At 44.8% G+C, this 18,737-nt stretch carries 18 protein-coding genes; 8 read left to right on the top strand and 10 right to left on the bottom strand.

Features of this window, described 5'->3' with window-relative positions; genetic code table 11:
- Window positions 1-1,094: 1,094 nt before the first annotated feature.
- From AB4135_RS08840 to AB4135_RS08830, 3 genes are all read right to left on the bottom strand, one after another.
- Window positions 1,095-1,790, bottom strand: coding sequence for a VC0807 family protein (locus AB4135_RS08840; RefSeq protein ID WP_371992119.1), 696 nt, complete (start codon window positions 1,788-1,790; stop codon window positions 1,095-1,097).
- 423 nt (window positions 1,791-2,213) lie between these two features.
- Complete coding sequence (locus tag AB4135_RS08835; protein WP_371992118.1) at window positions 2,214-2,564, bottom strand: hypothetical protein; 351 nt, start codon at window positions 2,562-2,564, stop codon at window positions 2,214-2,216.
- 8 nt (window positions 2,565-2,572) lie between these two features.
- Window positions 2,573-3,139 (bottom strand): N-acetyltransferase family protein, encoded by a 567-nt coding sequence (locus AB4135_RS08830; RefSeq protein WP_371992116.1) that lies wholly within the window; start codon window positions 3,137-3,139, stop codon window positions 2,573-2,575.
- A 254-nt stretch (window positions 3,140-3,393) separates the two neighbouring features.
- On the opposite strand from AB4135_RS08830, the gene AB4135_RS08825 reads away from it, so the two are divergent.
- Window positions 3,394-4,338 carry a GGDEF domain-containing protein gene (locus AB4135_RS08825; protein ID WP_371992115.1) on the top strand — a complete coding sequence of 315 codons (945 nt, stop codon included), beginning with the start codon at window positions 3,394-3,396 and terminating at the stop codon, window positions 4,336-4,338.
- Here the strand turns inward: AB4135_RS08825 and AB4135_RS08820 are convergent.
- Window positions 4,332-4,550 carry a hypothetical protein gene (locus AB4135_RS08820; RefSeq protein ID WP_020914246.1) on the bottom strand — a complete coding sequence of 73 codons (219 nt, stop codon included), beginning with the start codon at window positions 4,548-4,550 and terminating at the stop codon, window positions 4,332-4,334. The genes AB4135_RS08825 and AB4135_RS08820 overlap by 7 nt on opposite strands.
- Before the next feature lie 78 nt (window positions 4,551-4,628).
- On the opposite strand from AB4135_RS08820, the gene AB4135_RS08815 reads away from it, so the two are divergent.
- Window positions 4,629-5,042 (top strand): META domain-containing protein, encoded by a 414-nt coding sequence (locus tag AB4135_RS08815; RefSeq protein ID WP_371992113.1) that lies wholly within the window; start codon window positions 4,629-4,631, stop codon window positions 5,040-5,042.
- A gap of 89 nt (window positions 5,043-5,131) precedes the next feature.
- Here AB4135_RS08815 and AB4135_RS08810 read toward each other — a convergent pair whose 3' ends face one another.
- Both AB4135_RS08810 and AB4135_RS08805 read right to left on the bottom strand, forming a co-directional pair.
- A complete protein-coding gene (locus AB4135_RS08810) occupies window positions 5,132-6,430 on the bottom strand; it encodes a dicarboxylate/amino acid:cation symporter (RefSeq protein ID WP_371992111.1) in 1,299 nt (432 codons plus the stop codon).
- Between the two features lie 170 nt (window positions 6,431-6,600).
- Entirely contained in the window at window positions 6,601-6,894 is a 294-nt protein-coding gene (locus AB4135_RS08805; protein ID WP_371992109.1) for a hypothetical protein, read from the bottom strand.
- Between the two features lie 142 nt (window positions 6,895-7,036).
- Here AB4135_RS08805 and AB4135_RS08800 point away from each other — a divergent pair, with 142 nt between their 5' ends.
- Entirely contained in the window at window positions 7,037-7,480 is a 444-nt protein-coding gene (locus tag AB4135_RS08800) for an N-acetyltransferase family protein (protein ID WP_371992107.1), read from the top strand.
- Window positions 7,481-7,545: 65 nt separating this feature from the next.
- Here AB4135_RS08800 and AB4135_RS08795 read toward each other — a convergent pair whose 3' ends face one another.
- Both AB4135_RS08795 and AB4135_RS08790 read right to left on the bottom strand, forming a co-directional pair.
- Window positions 7,546-8,913: an L-serine ammonia-lyase gene (locus tag AB4135_RS08795; RefSeq protein WP_371992105.1), complete on the bottom strand. Its 1,368-nt coding sequence runs from the start codon at window positions 8,911-8,913 to the stop codon at window positions 7,546-7,548.
- 123 nt (window positions 8,914-9,036) lie between these two features.
- Window positions 9,037-10,404 carry an HAAAP family serine/threonine permease gene (locus tag AB4135_RS08790; RefSeq protein WP_371992103.1) on the bottom strand — a complete coding sequence of 456 codons (1,368 nt, stop codon included), beginning with the start codon at window positions 10,402-10,404 and terminating at the stop codon, window positions 9,037-9,039.
- A 569-nt stretch (window positions 10,405-10,973) separates the two neighbouring features.
- Between AB4135_RS08790 and yjjX the strand changes: the two genes are divergently transcribed.
- The 5 genes from yjjX (at window position 10,974) to AB4135_RS08765 (ending at window position 15,569) form a co-directional block, all read left to right on the top strand.
- Window positions 10,974-11,513, top strand: coding sequence for an inosine/xanthosine triphosphatase (gene yjjX / locus AB4135_RS08785; protein ID WP_371992101.1), 540 nt, complete (start codon window positions 10,974-10,976; stop codon window positions 11,511-11,513).
- 158 nt (window positions 11,514-11,671) lie between these two features.
- On the top strand, window positions 11,672-12,595 hold the full coding sequence (locus AB4135_RS08780) for a GNAT family N-acetyltransferase (protein WP_371992099.1): 924 nt from the start codon (window positions 11,672-11,674) through the stop codon (window positions 12,593-12,595).
- A gap of 93 nt (window positions 12,596-12,688) precedes the next feature.
- Complete coding sequence (locus tag AB4135_RS08775) at window positions 12,689-13,732, top strand: NADP(H)-dependent aldo-keto reductase (RefSeq protein ID WP_371992097.1); 1,044 nt, start codon at window positions 12,689-12,691, stop codon at window positions 13,730-13,732.
- Window positions 13,733-13,830: 98 nt separating this feature from the next.
- A complete protein-coding gene (locus tag AB4135_RS08770; protein ID WP_371992095.1) occupies window positions 13,831-15,042 on the top strand; it encodes a cysteine desulfurase in 1,212 nt (403 codons plus the stop codon).
- Window positions 15,043-15,113: 71 nt separating this feature from the next.
- A complete protein-coding gene (locus AB4135_RS08765) occupies window positions 15,114-15,569 on the top strand; it encodes a SufE family protein (RefSeq protein WP_371992094.1) in 456 nt (151 codons plus the stop codon).
- 61 nt (window positions 15,570-15,630) lie between these two features.
- Here the strand turns inward: AB4135_RS08765 and AB4135_RS08760 are convergent, their stop codons facing one another.
- Window positions 15,631-17,559, bottom strand: coding sequence for a TRAP transporter permease (locus AB4135_RS08760; RefSeq protein ID WP_371992093.1), 1,929 nt, complete (start codon window positions 17,557-17,559; stop codon window positions 15,631-15,633).
- 190 nt (window positions 17,560-17,749) lie between these two features.
- Window positions 17,750-18,676 (bottom strand): TAXI family TRAP transporter solute-binding subunit, encoded by a 927-nt coding sequence (locus tag AB4135_RS08755; RefSeq protein ID WP_371992091.1) that lies wholly within the window; start codon window positions 18,674-18,676, stop codon window positions 17,750-17,752.
- Window positions 18,677-18,737 lie beyond the last annotated feature (61 nt).

Genomic DNA, 18,737 nt, shown 5'->3' with positions numbered 1-18,737 from the left:
CACTTGGTTGCTCTACGGTTTCAACTAAGTTCCTTATATGGAGGGAACACCAAACTCTGTATGCAACAGGATTCGCCATGAAACAACAGCCTCAACAACATCTTCATTAGAGAATAAAAGCGTAAATACTTAGCATTTGGGTTTTAGCTTTAGCTATTTTCCCGTAAACATCTGAGCTTAAAAATATTACCATGAACTCACAGAATCAGATCCCCCCGTTGGAAATTTTGATTTTTAAATTTCGCCGGGGCGCTGAGGATTCGACTCATATGAAATCAAGAGTGGGGTACAAGCGCTTTACCCCTTGGCTCTACTCTCTGTTACAAGAATGGGCGAAGTGCCACGACTTTGATTTAGATTTGGTTTTGAATTAAAAATAATAGCCATTAGTAATGGTAGCTAACTAATTTTGGGGCAAAAGTGAGTTACAAAACTAACAGTAAGCACCTATTCCCCCATCGAAGTTGCCGAAGTGCGTTGAAGAAATAGCCGTAGTGCCCACACGGACGTGGGCATAGCTTTCGCGGGACAGGATGTCCCATCGGAAGCGTTAGACTATTTTGAATAAGTTCGAGGGAGACAACTTCGTCTGGGGCGCTGAGGGATTGCCAAGGGGCACAAGCGCTTTGCCCTTTGGCTCGGGTGTGGGCGAAGCGCCACGACTTTTCTTTTACTTAAAATGAAAGCAAAGCTTCATGAACGTAACTTGGATTGGGGCAAAACCAAGTTACAAAACGAGCAGAACGCACACATTTCCCATCGGAGTTACCGAAGTGCGGAGATGAAAATGCCGTAGAACCATCATGGTCTTTCCCGTGCATCCATGCACTTCAAGACATTCAGGCATCCTGCCTATCAGATGATGGTTCAGGCTCGGAGGGACATGGATGTCCCATCTGAGCCGTTAGGCAATTTTTATTGGAGCATGAGGATCAACAACTTCGTAGGGGCGGCTCGGACTCTTTATAAGAGAAATGGTCAAGAGGGGGAAGCTGTTGTCCCCCTTTTGCCCGTGTGTGAGCTGGAAGCTCACGACCTTTATCAAGCGGAGCTTGATTGAACCTAGGGTGTGGAAACCAATCCCACAACAACCATTACTGGTTGGCCAAAACCTCTTCTAATTTAAGCCCAGTTAAATCATGGATGGTGCGCCATAAATAATAAAATATTCCCATCATCATCAACATCGATGGCAAGGCTATCATCGGGTAACTGTATAGACTCAATTGCCCTAACTGTTCATTAAATTCTGGCGTCCCTGCTGGGCTAGTCACTATCCATTTAGCCAATACGTAATTCATAACGGCGGAGAACGCGAATGAGCCGCCAACCAAATAAGTGGCCTTCATTAATCGCTGCTCAAATGCAGCCACACAATGGTTCTGTTTCAACCTGTCATTGATCTTTTCAACATCCATCACCGCCGGGTTAAAAATGATAGCTTTAATTAATGGCTTAGAGGTAAAGGTCGACAGCACCACAGCGGTCCCAATAATCGCCGGGATAGCAGCTTCTTTAATGGCCAACCACTTAAGGTCAAGCTCCAGTAAGCCAATCCCGCCAGTCAGCAGCACATTGGCTAACCCAAGCAAGGCGATAAAGTTAAACTTCTTATATTTGATTAACTCAAATATGCCCCACCCCAGCGGAAAGCTTAACGCCAACATTAATCCACCACTCGCCCCTAACTGATCGTCACCACTTAGCTTCATAAGAATAAAAGCGGGTATAGCGATGCTCACTAACAGGTCAACCAAAGGCCGAGGTTTATGTGTCGATGTACTACTCATATGTTGTTTTCCAGGCGAAGTATGCAAGCTTCGAAAAATTTAAAGATAAAACCATTACTGCTACTTTTATGATGCCAGTACCGATACTCACTAACGTATCGCGGCGTAAAAATACCTTGTTCGACACCAAGTGTCACCATCAATCAAACATTGCAGAGACAGGGCTAACTGGTGACTTTAACGTAAATAAATGAAGCTCAGCTTAAACTTTGTAGAAGTTTCTATGCTGAGTAGCAATTACGTTAACCAATCAAACCATTAGCGAAGCTCATAGACTATGCCAATTTCCCATTAGAGTTGCCGAAGTACGATGAGACAGCCTTTACTCCTGCCACCTGTAAACATCATTACAAACTTCGATGATACAACTAACAAAATTTAATCTTTCTCGTTGGAATTAAATTTTGCCAAGGCGCTTACCCTCTAAATATGGTCAAAATGTGCATTCTCCATGCACATAAACTCAACTTGTTGCATCGACAATACTGGTGGCTGCAGCACCGCAATCGACTCAGGGTTTATCGCATCCAAATCGGTCACTTCATCGATCTTGTTGCCGTAAGAGTTTGTACGGCCGCAATAGATAAAATGCTTATGCCAACGCACTAGATAAGCCGTTTGAGACTTACCTTCGACAACTAGCTCAGCCTCTAAAGCATGGCACTCTTCAGCTTTATTAGTTAGCACCGCTACGACTAGTTTAAGGTTATCAAAGGCTGACAAACTCAATTGCAGATAAGGGGAAAAAATAGATGCTACAGATTCAGACAACATAACAGTCCTTAGAAAAAAGAGTCACTAGTGGGTAGTACCAGTAAATAATAGTCACGTTCGTCAAAGCTAATAAAATCGATCACTTGCATGCCGCCCTTACGAGTATGTGCCGCAAACGAGCCTGCATTATCTTCAGCAATAAAAGTCACCATGTAAGGCAACTCCTTAGCAACTGACTTTTTGACAAACTGCACCAATGCTTCAAATATACCTTGGCCGCGATGCTCACTAGCAATCCAAATGGGTCCATATTGACAGCAGTTATTTTCGGTAAGCTTGGCTTTTTCATAGTCAATTCTTGGCAGACGATTAAGCAAATTGCGATATATTGGCCACTGCTTAAAGAAACTCCAACGTCCCGCGATAACGTAACCAATAATATCACCATCAAGTTCGGCGACGACGACCCAATGTTGCTTCACTAAGTTGGTTAAGTCACTCTGGTTAAAAGATTGACCAGCTAAACTGTTATTTCGCTGTTCAATCGCCAATTCATCTTGTTGTTGGCTTTGTTCTAAGGCTGCTAAAGCCGCAACGTCTTGCATAGTGGCTAAACGGATTTTCGTGCTGTTCATCATTATTTTCTGGAGTAAAAACCCTAATTAATAGCGCCATTATAGCAACTTCAGCAACGAAAATATGGCTATTAATCGCAGCAAATATACAAAGGTCATTTAGAGTGATCCGATGAGCATGATTTAAGCATGCTTAACATCAAATCTTTACTTGTTTACATTTCAACAACTTCAAAAAAACAGTATAGTCGACCTAGTTAAAGTATTTTTAATTCAGATTTATCAGCATAATTAATCACAAGTGAGTTTTACCCATGTTAGCTCAAAATATCGATCATAATGTTTGGCTGCGAGATCAGGAACAACCCGCAGTTAGCTTGCCAAGGTGGCAACAACAGGTTGATCTACTCAACGACCTTTATCGTGCTAAGACCAGCCTTATTATGCAGTTCTCAGCACAAGATGCTCAGATAGTTTGTGCTAAAAAGTATCATGACAGCGCGCTAGAAGCAGGAAAGGTACTGAGTAATTCTCCACTTTTAACGGCGGTGAATTCAAGCAGTAGCTTTGGCTCAAGTGAACTTAATGTCGCTGAACTTGGAGAGATCTTTTCTGAGTTCGAGCAAGTATTCAGCATACAGCTAACTTGGCCAGACGGTCGAGTCTTCGGCTGTATCCTCATTTGCGATCCAAACACAACTCAAGCAACGTCTGCATCGCTAACAGTGATAGAGTCTGTGCGTTCATTATTGCAGGGTGAGCTGAAGCAAGTTTACTTAATGCAACAAGTGCAAAGGTTATCTTTTCAAGACGAAACAACTCAAATGCTCAACCACTATGGCTTTGGTTTAATGGCGCCAAGGCAACTAAGCTTAAGTAGACGATTTGGTTCCCATGCGGGGATAATATTAATTGAGCTGGTCGACAATCCACTCATGCGCACTGCGCCGCTATCTACCTCGCAAAAGGCTCGATTGCTTGCTCGAATCATAGCCGAGAGCTTACGTGAAGCAGATATGTCAGCCCGTGTTGATGAAGATAGATTTATGATCTTAGCGTTTGTCGATAGTGAATCAAACTTAGACACCTTGATTGGTCGCCTACGCAAACAGATAGCTAAAGAAGCGGGCAAGTTAAGTATCATAGTCGGCAAGAGCTTTTTTACCCCTGATGCACAGCAATCTTTGGTACCTATGCAGCAAGCCGCAGAAAGCGACCTTCAACTATGTCGTCAATCTTTAGTGACTAAAGCCTATTGATCTTGGTTTTGAGCCTGAGCCCATTGCAGAAATAGTGCAATGGGAAAAGGCGACATCATCACCATGCCTAATCCAGCCAAACTGGCGACAATCATCATTCCTGTAACCTGTTGTGTTAGCTCCGTAAAGAAATATAAGCCAACGCCGCATAACAACATGCTTAAGCCTACCCAATGCAACATCTTGAGGTAATTAATTACATTTTTTTGCACTAACAAACGCCTTCTTTCAGTTGATTTTGAGCTAAAATACTCACAATATAATGATATTAATCACTTTGGATCCGTAACATGATAAAACAATCCTTTTTCATAGCAAGTTTGCTACTGGGTTTATCCGCATGCCAATCAACTCCGCAAGCCCAAATCGAGGATTTAGCCATTGAAGGTACGTGGCATATCGAAGTCGCAAACGGCCAACCCGTTATCGACTATAGCCCAGCTCAGCTCACTTTCGAAGCAGAAGGTAAGTTAACCGGTAATAATAGCTGCAATAACTTCTTTGGTAGTTACGTTTTATCAGGTCAATCTATACAGCTACAGCCTGCAGGTAACACCATGAAAGCCTGTGTAGATGCATTAATGGCACAAGAGCAACGCGTTATGCAAGCTATGCCTGAAGTTAGCCAAGCAATAATGAGCAAAGGAAAGTTGCTACTACAAGATGCTGATAGCAAGACCTTGATGGTACTCAGTAAGCAATAAGGAATATTGTTAAGCTATCTATAAGTAGTCAAAGATGGCACATAAAAAAACCGCCAAATTTGGCGGTTTTTTCTATTTAACTGCTGAAGTTATGATTTTAGCTTTTCAGCTATTTCAGCGCTTTCTTCAGCACCCGCATTGTAATGATCTTCATTAAGCTCATCTTCAGATTTGGCTATCACTGTTGTCGCCACCAAATCGCCAGAAACATTCACCACCGTTCGCGCCATATCAAGCACTCGGTCGATACCAGCAATCAGCGCTACACCTTCTAGCGGCAAGCCGACGGTAGTTAACACTAAGGTGAGCATCACCAGACCTGCGCCTGGTACACCCGCGGTGCCAATTGAGGCAAGCGTGGCAGTTAAGATAATGGTGATGTAATCAACCCAGCTTAAGTCGATACCAAAAGCCTGTGCTACAAACAATGCCGTCACACCTTGGTATAACGCAGTACCATCCATATTGATGGTCGTTCCAAGTGGTAATACAAAGCTAGAGATTTTCTTATTAACCCCTAAATACTCATTGGCACACTTCATACTCGCAGGTAACGTACCTGCTGAGCTTGAGGTAGTAAAGGCCACAGCAATGGCATTGCTGATCCCTTTAAAGAACTGTATTGGGTTTAATTTGGCAAAGACCGTCAGCACTATGCTATAGAAGCCAACAATATGCAGGAAGCACCCAATATATACTGCCACAATCACTTTAATGAGTGGCATCAGCATGCCAATACCATATTCACCGGCCACCCATGCCATAAGACCGAATACGCCGTATGGTGCTAGTTTCATCACCATGTCTGTCAGCTTATACATGGCTTCAGCAAGGCTTTCGAAAACTTTAATTGCCGGCTTACCATGGTCACCAATCAGTACCAGAGCAACACCAAGAGCCACTGCAAACACAATCACTTGCAAGATTTGGCCACTGGCCAATGCTGCGATAGGGTTGGTTGGCACGATATTAATCAAAGTTTCCATCACTGATGGCGCCGCTTTTACTACTTGATCTGAAGGTTCTGCAACCATGTCCAGCCCTTTGCCAGGCTGTAAAAAATGACCGACAGCAAGACCGACGGTAATGGCGATAGAGGTAGTACCCAAATAGAAAGCAAAAGATTTAAAGCCGATACGTCCCATTTTGGCAGTATCTTGCATCGAAGTAACGCCCACAATTAGCGAGCAAAAAACCAACGGTACAATCAACATCTTAATGGTATTTACAAACAGGGTGCCAATCGGTTTTAGTACCGTTGCTTGTTCCCCAAAACTAATACCGGTTAAGATCCCCAGTAGCATACCAATCATGATCTGAAGCCACAGGGGGACAGACATCCAGCTTGACCACACTTTTCTAAAAAGTGAAGTTTGTTGTTTTGACATATTTAAACCTTGCTACTGTTGGATAAAGAGGACACAAGCAGATACTTGCTAAAAAAATAACGCGGCAGTTTAGCATAGGCACTAGGCAGGAGAGATGATCTGTATCACGCTGATATATTCAACAAACTACTCACGATAAAAACAGCCTCTACAATGAATAATTCATAATATTAGGCCTCAAATTTTGAGTTTTTCTCATTTTTAGAGAATCTCATCTTATGAAGTGCTGCTGGGGGCTGCTCTCGTTCGATTAAGTAGCTCCAATAAGCATCATCAAAGCCACTAAAGATCTGCTTATGCTTACCCTCTGAACGCAAAATAAGCCACCACCAAACTAGCCCCCATACACCAAAAGTGATAATTGTAGCCGCGAAATGTCGGGGATGATTGATAGCTCTACCACCAACTAACTGTTTATTATCTGAATTGTCTTTGCACTCATCTGTTTTAGTTCTATTCTCCATGCTGCTCTCACCTTTGCTAAGCAATAAAAAAAGTGTAGCAGAGTTAGACTTTAGTCGAATGGCAATAGTCCAAATTGAGTTAAAATTTTCAGATTTTTAACTAGAGCGCATGTTAAAGTTAGCCAAAAACGAGGAATAGAACATGCTCATTCGTAAAGCTCAATCAACCGATCTCCCCGCATTAATCGACTTCAACCAAGCAATGGCATTGGAAACCGAAGCGCTCAAGTTAGATACTCAAGTACTAACTAAAGGCGTGAACACGCTACTCACTTCTCCAGAGAAGGGATTTTATCTGGTTGCAGAAGTCGATGGTGAGATTGCAGGCTCGTTAATGGTGACTTTTGAGTGGAGTGACTGGCGCGCTAAAGATTACTATTGGATCCAGAGCGTTTATATTCGTCCTGAAAATCGCCGCCAAGGGCTCTACAAAAAGCTCTATCAAGAGGTTAAGGACATTGCAGCGCAAAATGGTGGGGCAGCCAGCTTCAGGCTCTATGTTGAACAAGAAAACACTAAAGCACAGCAGACATACAGCGCACTCGGCATGGATCAAAGTTACTATTTAATGTACGAAGAAAAGTAACTAAGTCGACTGAAACCCATAAAAAAGGCCATCAATTGATGGCCTTTTTTACAGCAAATATAGTGTTAACCACAGATACTGGTGACCTTAATCGCTAAGCCACCTTGGCTAGTCTCGCGGTACTTAACATGCATATCTTTGCCTGTTTCATACATGGTCGCAATCACTTTATCTAGGCTCACTTTAGGCTGGCAGTTACGACGCATCGCCATGCGCGACGAGTTAATTGCTTTAACTGCCGCTATCGCATTACGCTCAATACACGGCACTTGCACTTGGCCTGCAACAGGATCGCACGTCAGGCCTAAGTTATGCTCCATACCAATCTCAGCAGCCATACAAACTTGTGCAGCATTGCCACCCATAACCTCAGCAAGACCTGCCGCCGCCATAGAACAAGCCACCCCCACTTCGCCCTGACAACCTACTTCAGCACCAGATATAGATGCGTTACGCTTATAGAGCGAGCCAATTGCGGCAGCGGCTAAAAAGAAGCGGGTATACTCTTGTGGTCCAACAGGTTTAATAAACTTGTCGTAATATGCCAATACGGCAGGAATAATGCCTGCAGCACCATTCGTTGGCGATGTCACCACCCGACCGCCCGCTGCATTTTCTTCACTAACAGCCATAGCAAACACGTTGATCCAATCAACGATCTCCATGGGATCTTGTGATAAACGCTCGCCCGTTAATAACTGCCGGTAAAGTGCGGGAGCGCGGCGGGGAACCCGCAACGGCCCTGATAACACCCCTTCAGTCTGACAGCCTTTTTCGATTGCAGCGTGCATGGTATGCCAAACATCGGCAAAGCCTTGGTAGATATCCGCTTCAGTATTAAATGCCAGCTCATTTTTGAACATTATGGTACTAATGCTCATGCCGGTTTCACTGCATGTTGCCAGTAAGTCATCCGCGTAATTAAAGGGATAAGGCACAGTAACCGGGTTGTCTACTGCTTTACCAAACTGCGCTTCCTCAACGATGAAGCCGCCACCTATCGAATAATAGGTGTTACTCATAATTTTTTCGTCACCCGCATAAGCATGTAGCATCATGCCATTCTCATGCATTGGTAGTGCGTAATTATGAAAAATAACCGCGTCACGTCCAAAGTCGACCAGTCGCTGTTCTTTACCCATCGCTAACTTTTCAGTTTGCTCAACTTTAGCAATAAAGCCCGCAATCGCTTCGATGTCGACGCTTTCAGGTGTATTACCACCTAAGCCCATAATAATAGCGATATCGGTATGGTGCCCTTTGCCAGTTAATGACAATGAGCCAAAGATTTCAACACTTAAGCGAGTAACGTTTTCAAACTGATTTGCTTGATGTAGATCGTCGATAAACTCTTTGGCGGCCTTCATCGGCCCGACAGTGTGAGAGCTCGACGGGCCCACACCTATCTTAAAAATATCAAATGCGCTAAACATAGAATTACCTCGAATAAAGAGGAAGGACTAAAAGACTTTCTAGCCCAAGGTCAAACATTGCAATCAAGCTACTGGGGTCTAAACCGTTATTTACATTGGTAAACCCCAGGTTTTACGGATCGTTTAAGACATAAGTCCAAACAGAATTGCAGTCATAGAAAGCAGACCTGCAACCACAACAAAGATGTTGCTCACACGGCCACGGTATGGCGCTAAGGCTGGTACTTTATGAATTGCATACATCGGCATAAGGTATAGGATTGCCGCAATGATTGGGCCGCCTAGCGCTTCAATCATTCCCAAGATGCTTGGGTTAATTACTGCTACCGCCCAAATGGTCAAGAACATAAAGCCTAAAATAAACTTGTTTAGTTTCTTGTCTGATATTTCTTTATTGCTTGAACGAAGTTGCTTGCTAATAATGCCTTTCATGCCTTCAGTGGCGCCCATGTAGTGGCCAAAGAAAGAAGAGATAATGGCAACAAAAGCGATGATTGGGCCAAAGTAACTGACAAAGCCGCTGTCATGTACATTCGCTAGGTAAGAAAGAATTGGAAGGTTATTTGCCTTGGCTTCAGCAAGTTGTGCTGGAGAGAGTGACAATACACAAGAGAACACAAACAACATCACAAAACCCACTAACATCATAGTGGTGTTACGCAAAATAGAGTCCGCTTTACGCGCTGCATTCTGGCCATGTTCACGCTTAAGTGCCACAGAGAACTGTGAAATAGCTGGAGAATGGTTAAAAGCAAAGATAAGGACTGGAATCGTCAACCAAACAGTGCCCAAGAAAGCGCCGGTGCTAGGGACAACGTTCAGCGCATCCATTTTCCAGTCAGGAATAAGGTAGAAAGACATAAATGCCAAGATAGCAACCAGTGGGTATACCAGCAGCTGAGTGACTTTAAGCATGAATTTCTCACCTGCAACCATTACAGACATCATAGCGATGATAAGACCACCAGATAACAACCAGCGTGGTACACCAGACACTTTATCCATGATCTGTACACCAGCTTCAGTCAGCATAGGCGCACCATCAGCCGCTAAACGTGGAATTTCCACAAAGATGTTTAGCTGGTTAACGATAAAGCTTTCAACGGTGTTAGTAATACCGACACCGTAAATCAACACAATTGGATAGATAGCGAAGAAGTACAGCATGGTAATCGCTTTACCCGCGCCAACACCAAAATGTTCTTCAACAACGTCAGTAATATCACTACCTGGTCTGCTTGATGAACAAACAAAACGAGATAAGCCACGGTGAGCAAGGTATGTCATTGGGCCAATTATCGCTGCCATCAGCACTAGAGGCCAAAAGCCACCCATGCCAGCATTAATGGGTAGAAATAGAATGCCAGCACCGACTGCGGTACCAAACAAACTCAACATCCAAGTCGTATCTTGTCGTGTCCACGGTAACGACTTAGTGGTCGCTACATCATCCAGGGTCACTTCTTGTGCACTTATCGCGTCTTTTTGCATTAGCTTTACCTTTAAGGTGTTTTTTAACACCTGTAGATTTGTATCTAAGGAGTAAATTTCGCGGTTAAGGTAATCCTAATGCAGGGCTGATAAATTGATCTGGACACACTTTTTGTAATTGAATTTCACAATATACGCATATTGGGAGCTACATCGCTTATTTCATGTAATGAATTTTCATTTTTATTGCAGTTTGATAACTGAATCGAACCTGAATTTAACACCAATTTCACCTAATTCATTAAATGCTGATATAAACTCTGTAGGAGACGAAAACGAGTGGCGGACATAGCTCAAAAATTCGAGAGTTTTGCGACTCACACCAGCACTCAGCAGTGTAAACTTGCTCTAGATCTCGCCTTTTTCAGCCCTATAATCTCTAGGTATTAGCCAATCTAATGATTAATATGGAAAAATATTTTTAGCCTAATTATTACCCTGCAATCAGCGATAACAAATACTGTTATTTACAGTGAAAATAAGCACCGTAAATATGGCGGAATTAGTCGCTAAACACTCACTGAATGTGAAATAATTTCAATCATCTCTAAATAGAAAAGTATCGCCTTATGACCCAAGTTATTCGAATCATCGTTGGCTCAAAAAATCCGGTAAAAGTGGGTGCAGCAAAAGCGGCATTAAGCACGCTCTTCCCTGAAGTGACTATCGAGTGTGAAGGTGTACATGCGCCCTCACTTGTAGCTGATCAACCCATGACAGAAAGCGAGACCCAAGCGGGCGCTGTAAATCGAGTGAAGTACTGCATGGAAAACTGCCAAGCCGATTACTTTCTTGCGATGGAAGGCGGCGTCGATCTGTTTGATCATGGTCCCGCTACATTCGCCCATATTGCCATCGCCCATAACCAACAGGTCAGTGTTGGCCGTAGTGCATTACTGCCGCTACCTATGCAGGTATATCAAGCATTAACCCAAGGTGAAGAGCTAGGTAATGTCATGGACAGCATGTTTAATACCGTCAACATTAAGCAGCAAGGCGGCGCAATAGCTTTACTAACCCAAGGCCACGCAACTCGCCAAAGTATCTATACCCAAGCGATTATTCTCGCAATGGCGCCGATATTGAACCCTGAACTTTATAGCTTATAAAACAGCAAGGCTTGGTCAATTTAAGGTCGCAATTGACCAAGCAAATATTAGCCGTTACTTTAGTACTTAATACCAATTGTTAAAATCCACTTGATTTTATTGCATAGGCCTCGTAAGTTAGTTGCAAGTCGCAACCAAATGAGTCTAAAAATTTCACTATGCCTCAGCCTCTCTGCCAAGCTTCACAATTACGCCGCCTATCGAGACAACTTATTCGCCAGTTGGGTTTGCTCGATGCAGCCTGCGGTAACCAACCCTTGTCCCCCGTGCAAGCTCACACGCTAATAGAGCTAGGCCAGAGCAGTTACTCGATTAAGCAGTTAGCTGAAATTCTCAATATTGATAAATCTAATGCCAGCCGCGCAGTGAGTCATTTAGTCGAGAAGGGGCTTGCTAAAACCACAGCTAACCCAAAAGATAACCGTAGTTTAGTGGCACAGTTAACCCCCAGCGGCAAGAAGCAGCTGATTAAGCTGGATGACCAACAAAATCAGCAATTCAATGAAATTATGGCGCAACTGCCCACTACTCAGATAGCACAAATAGAGCAATCATTGAGTCAGTACAATAAAGCGGTTATGCAGTCTAAGGCCCAAGTAGGCTATAGCATCAGAGAAATAACAGCGGCAGATAATGCCGCAATGGCACAGATAATTCGTGACGTTTCAGCAGAGTATGGGCTCACTGCTGATAAAGGCTACGGAGTATCAGATCCGACTCTCGATAACCTCAGCGAAGTCTACCAACAGAGCAATGCTTGTTATTGGGTAATTGAGCTTGACGGACAGCTCCTTGGCGGAGGCGGCATCGCACCATTGAACAATCAAGCTGGCGTATGTGAATTACAAAAGATGTATTTTTCTCAGGCTCTGCGGGGTAAGGGCTTTGCTAGGCGATTAGCGCTGCAGGCTATCAATTTTGCCACAGAGCAAGGTTTTGACGCTTGTTATCTAGAAACCACTGCCAACTTAACACAAGCGATAAAGCTCTATGAGTCGCTGTCTTTCAAGCATTTAGATTCGCCATTGGGTAACACCGGTCATGACGCCTGCGAGATTACTATGCTACTAAAGTTAACTTAGAAACAGAGAATAAGCTGTAATCCTTGTCGTTTTTACACTAAAAACTTGTTAGCCTCAATATTAGGTCGTTTCTTAAATTAAGTGAGTTGCACTATGGAATATAAACGTCTGCCACATTCAAGTTTAGACGTCAGCGAAATATGCTTAGGCACCATGACATGGGGCGAACAAAATACCCAAGCCGAAGCGTTTGCGCAGCTTGACTATGCGATTGCTCAAGGCGTTAACTTCATCGATACAGCCGAGATGTACCCTGTACCACCAAAAGCCGAGACCCAAGGCGCTACTGAAACCATCCTCGGTAATTACCTTAAGCAGCGAGGTAATCGCGACAACCTCATCATTGCCAGCAAAGTTTCAGGCCCAGGTGGTAAGAGCGATTATATTCGCCCCAATATGGCCTTAGACTGGCGCAATATTCATCAAGCCGTCGATTCATCATTAGCCCGTTTGCAGCTCGACACCATTGATCTTTATCAGATCCACTGGCCCGATCGTAATACCAACTTCTTTGGCGAGTTGAGCTATACCCAACAAGATGACAACGAACAGCAAACCCCGATTATTGAAACCCTTGAAGCATTAGCTGATTTGGTCACCGCAGGTAAGATCCGTTATATCGGTATATCTAATGAAACCCCTTGGGGCTTTATGAAGTATCTACAGCTAGCTGAGAAACATGGCTTACCTAAGATTGTCTCTGTGCAAAACCCCTATAATTTGCTCAACCGCAGCTATGAAGTCGGTATGGCCGAGATAAGCCATCGCGAGGAGGTGCCGCTACTTGCATACTCCCCTCTCGCATTTGGAGCGCTTTCTGGTAAATACCTTAATGACCAATGGCCAGAAGGTGCCAGAATGACCTTGTTTAAGCGCTTCGCGCGCTATACCGGATCTGAGATGGCGCTTGAGGCGACCAATGCTTATGTCGAGCTAGCTCGTGAGTTCAATATCAGCCCAGCGCAAATGGCACTCGCCTTTGTTAACCAGCAGAAGTTTGTTGGCTCAAATATTATCGGCGCCACCAACCTTGAACAGCTAAAAGAGAATATCGATAGCATTCATTGCAGCATCTCACCGGAGCTGAACCTGCGTCTTAATGAACTCGCACAGCTATATCGCTTGCCTTGCCCTTAATATCAAGCAGTATAAGAGGCAGTAGAGCATAAATAGCCTTGCATTAAAGGCGCAGATCTTACAAGATCTGCGCGCATTCTAATCCACAGGTCAAATTAATGGATCTCTCAACGTTACGGTCACAGTTCCCTGCGCTTGCTCAATCTAATGACGGCTATCCGCTGTGCTATTTAGACACCGCCGCCACCAGCCAGAAGCCGCAACAAGTGATTGATGCCATGAATCACTACTATCAGTTCGATAATGCCAATGTACACCGCGCGGCGCATCAATTATCAGCCCGAGCAACCACTCAATATGAAGCAGTGCGCGATAAGCTTCAGCAGCTGATCTGTGCTGAACGCCGTGAAGAGATTATTTTTACCCATGGCACCACAGAGTCGATAAACACCGTCGCACATGGCCTTACCTCACAGCTAAAGCCAGGCCAACTGATTTTAATCGATAGCGCCGCCCATCACGCTAATATCGTACCCTGGCAAGAGTTGGCACTGCGCACTGGCGCTATTGTTAAACCCATCCCGTTAACTGACGATTGCCGCTTAGATATTGCCGCCTTTGATGCACTATTAACTGAACGCCCTGCGATTGTCGCACTAAGTCATGTTTCCAATGTGTTAGGCACTGTCAATCCAGTAGCAGAGCTTGTAGCTAAAGCCAAGCGAGTTGGCGCAATGACCTTAGTGGATGGCGCCCAAGCCATCGCCCATATAGACGTTGATGTCCAAACGATAGATTGTGACTTTTACGTATTCTCTGGACATAAAATGTATGGACCAACAGGGGTCGGGGTGCTCTATGGTCGCTTTGCACAACTGGATAAGCTTGCCCCATTAATGACTGGCGGTGAGATGATAAAAAGCGTCAGCTTTAGCGGCACTGTATTTAATCAGCTGCCTAACAGGTTGGAAGCTGGTACACCGCCGATTGCTGAAGTTATCGGCTTAGGTGCGGCAATTGACTTCCTTAATACGTTGCCTAAAGTTGAGCTGCACGACACCGAGCAAGCTTTGTTGATTTACTTGCAAGATGCACTGCTAAACTTAGGTGATATAGAGCTATACGGCGCCCATAGCGATAACCTTGGTGCGGTCGCCTTTAATCTTGTCGGAGAGCATCATCAAGACGTGGGGATCTTACTTGATCAACAGGGGATCGCGGTCCGCTGCGGCCACCACTGCGCCATGCCACTGATGCAGATATTGCAACTCAGTGGTTGTTGCCGCGCCTCCATTGGGGTTTATAGCAATAAAGCGGATATCGACAACTTTATAACCGCGATGAAATCAGTGAAAGAGCTGTTGCTATAGCCGCGAGGAGTTAGCGAACTCCCTTTACAGCTATATTAATCAAACACCATTACATTAATTTTAGGTCGAGTATGAGCCAGCCAATCCAACCTTCTTCAACTGACTTTTTGGCATTAGAGATCAGCCAATCTGCGCAAGCAACGTTAGCGCTGTTTCAACAAGCAAACAACTGGCAAGAGCGTTATCGCCATATTATGTTGCTAGGTAAAACCTTAACTAAACTTGCCGAACAATACCGTGTTGAAAGCGCTCAGGTGAGAGGCTGCGAAAGTGATGCTTGGTTGTATCATAGTAAAATTGACGGCAAGCATTACTTCCTGGCAGACAGCGATGCTCGCATAGTTAAAGGACTCATCACACTATTGTTGATTGCCTGTAATGGCAAAACCAGTGCAGAAATTAACGCATTCGATGCCGATGATTACTTCAGCCAGCTTGGCTTACAAGGCCAGCTTAGCCCATCTCGCACTAATGGCTTACTGGCGTTAGCACAAGCGATTAAAGCAAGTGCTGTTGATACCAAGTAACGCCAAGCCTCATCTGCTAAATCCAGTACCAGCCAAGTCCACACTTGGCTGGTAACCAATATTAAACCGCGCCCTTTGCCATGGTTTTCCACTGCTTGACCAACAAGCCTAATATAATCAGCATGCCCACAAAGCCGGCACCAAGCGGATTGAATAGCACCAGTGGTACAGCTGCAAAGGCAATAACACGCTCTACGCCTGATAAAGCACGCAGCAGATAGCCTTCAATCGCTATCGCTAATGCCAAGATAATCGTGGCGGTTTGCAGTATCGCAAAGGCAAAAGCCATCACACCGGCATCAGGATTAAGTAAGTCAGTATAAGCCATCATTATCGGGATCATAAACAGGCCTCCCGCTAACTTAAACGCTTCAACAGAGGATTTCATAGGATTTGCATTTGCCACTCCAGCCCCTGCAAATGCGGCGAGTGCAATCGGCGGTGTCACGTTTGATGTCTGCGATAACCAGAAGACAATGAGATGCGCTGTTAGTAGCGGCAAGCCAAAGTCGCCCAACATAGGGACAGCCATAACGGCCAATACGATGTAAGCAGCAGTTACCGGTAGCCCCATGCCTAATACTAAGGCGACGATACTGATTAAGCCTAAGGCCACCAGCATATAACCGCCAGAGAAATCCATCACAAACTGGGTAAACTGCAGCCCAATGCCTGTCTGTCCAACCACACCTACAATAATGCCTGCAGCGCCACACGCCACTGAAATTGGCAGCGCCATTAGCGCACCATTTTTCATTCCTGAGATAAATTTACTCAGACCTATGCGGCTATGTTTACGCAAAGCGGCGGTAAGTAGTATCGCGGCGCAGCCGGCAACACCCACCAATAATGGCGAGTAAGCCATCATCAATAGCACCGTAATAATCACCAGCGGAATAAGATGATGCGCCCCTTGCTTCATCACCTCGATAACCGCCTCGGTGCGACTAGCTGCTTGCAGGTTTAACTTACAAGCCATCAGATGCACATACAATAAAGTACAGAAAAAGTAGAGAATAGCGGGTGCTATTGATGCCAGCATAATATCGCTATAGGGCACCCCAGTGAATTGCGCCATAACAAAAGCGCCCGCCCCCATAATTGGCGGCATGATCTGTCCACCTGTTGATGCAGCCGCTTCAATGCCAGCCGACTGCTCCGGCGTATAGCCAAGCTTCTTCATCATCGGGATCGTTACCGAGCCAGTGGTCACCGTATTGGCGATAGCAGAGCCAGATATGGAGCCTAACCCCGCAGATGCTAAAACCGCAGCTTTGGCAGGTCCACCACGATACTTACCCGCAATAGAGAAAGCCAAATCGATAAAGAACTTGCCTGCGCCAGTGACCTCAAGAAAAGCACCAAATAGTACAAAAATGAATACTGTGGTCGCGGCAATCCCCAAGGCGGAGCCAAATACACCATTAGCGGAGAAGATCTGGAACTGAATAAGCTCCTGCAACGAATAGGCTTTAGTCGCTAACGCGCCCGGTAACATATCACCAAATGCGCTATAAGCTAAAAATAGCCCTGCAATCATCACCATCACCCAACCGACAGTCCGGCGACACCCTTCCAATAATAACAATAGCAAGGCACAACCTGCCGCCAGATCGACATTACCCAAGCCATATAGCAGGTGGTCAATATCGTTGTAGTCGAAGATCAGCATCCGGTATCCGGCAAACACCGTCAGTCCGCACAGTAGCAGATCAGTTACACGCCCGAGCATATAGCCCTTGTTATATCGATTGCTTATCAACGGGTAGTGTAAAAAGATCAATACCAGTACCCAGCACAAATGCACTGGACGAAAGTAGGTCGCTGAAATTGTTGAGGTGATCCCCTGCCATATTTGAAATGATGACAGCGCCACCGCGATCGCAAGAATCACATAGCCGAGATATTTTACGGTCGATTCATGGGGCAGTGGCATTGCAGCAGGAGCTGTCGTCGCATCAGCATCACTGTTTTGTTGAAGAGGGCTCATAGTCTGTCCTCAAAGTGTCTACTCTCAAATGCTCCGCGATTGATGTTCAATCGTTGCTAGATTGCGCGCATTTGGGATATAAGCTAGATAAAATAAAGGCAACCCAAAGCTGCCTTTATAGATGGTTTAACAGTCGTTAGTTAACTGTTGCAGATTGTCGACTTCAAAAAATCGTTTACTGAAAAGTAAACTATTTAGCCAACGATTCTAGGTACTTTTGCGCGCCAGGGTGCAATGGTACACCTTCTAACCGACCAGCATTCTCAGGGGTTGTAGCTTCAGCCACTTTCACTACTTTTTGCACTTCGGTCATGTTTTCAAAGGCAGCTTTTGTGAGATTGAATGCCATCTCATCACTCATCTTAGAACTCACTACAATCACATTCCACACGCTGAGTGTCGGCACAGCGCCTACATTGTTATAGACATCACTCGGTATGGTGTAGTTGCTATATGCTGGGTTTTTCTCAATAAAAGCCGCGCTCTCAGCTGCTGACACAGGAATAATATTGATCTTATGAGTCAGTGCGACTTGAGTAACAGCGCCAACTCCTTGGCCGCCAACAATGAAACCCGCATCTATTTGACCGTTAGCTAATGCGTTAGTGGTCTCTGAGTAGTTCAGATAAACCGCTTGAATATCTTTTTTGACATCAATTCCGACAGATTCCAATAACGCCGCAGAAGTTACCGCTGTACCGCTTGCTGGTGCGCCTAAAGAGATACGCTTGCCTTTAAGATCGGCCAAAGACTTGATACCAGACTTTTCCAAACTGATCGCATGAACCAAGTTCGGATACAGCGCGAACAAAGTATTTACCGGCATGGCACTTCTAAATTTGCCTTCACCTTTATAAGCATCAAGTACCACGTTGCCCATGGCGATCCCGGCAATCATGTCACCTCGCACTACCTTAATCGTATTCTCTACTGATGCAGCAGTCACTTCAGCTTTTACGTTTACTTCAGGAACCTTGTCAGACCAAACTTTAGCTAAGGCCCCACCAAAAGGATAATAGATCCCACTTTGGCCACCGGTGCCAATAGAATAGTTCTCAGCCTGAGCCGACGCTGGCAATACCAATAATAACGCGAGCATTAACGCACGATGCAACATAGCCTTTTCCTCAATTTACATTCGATTTTTTATATTAGACTTTAGGGGCTGTTGATCTTTC

It is taken from the genome of Shewanella sp. 10N.286.54.B9, assembly GCF_041468565.1.
GTDB lineage: Bacteria > Pseudomonadota > Gammaproteobacteria > Enterobacterales > Shewanellaceae > Shewanella.
The sequence above is the reverse complement of the archived record's forward strand: the minus strand, read 5'-3'. Positions and strand labels throughout refer to the sequence as shown.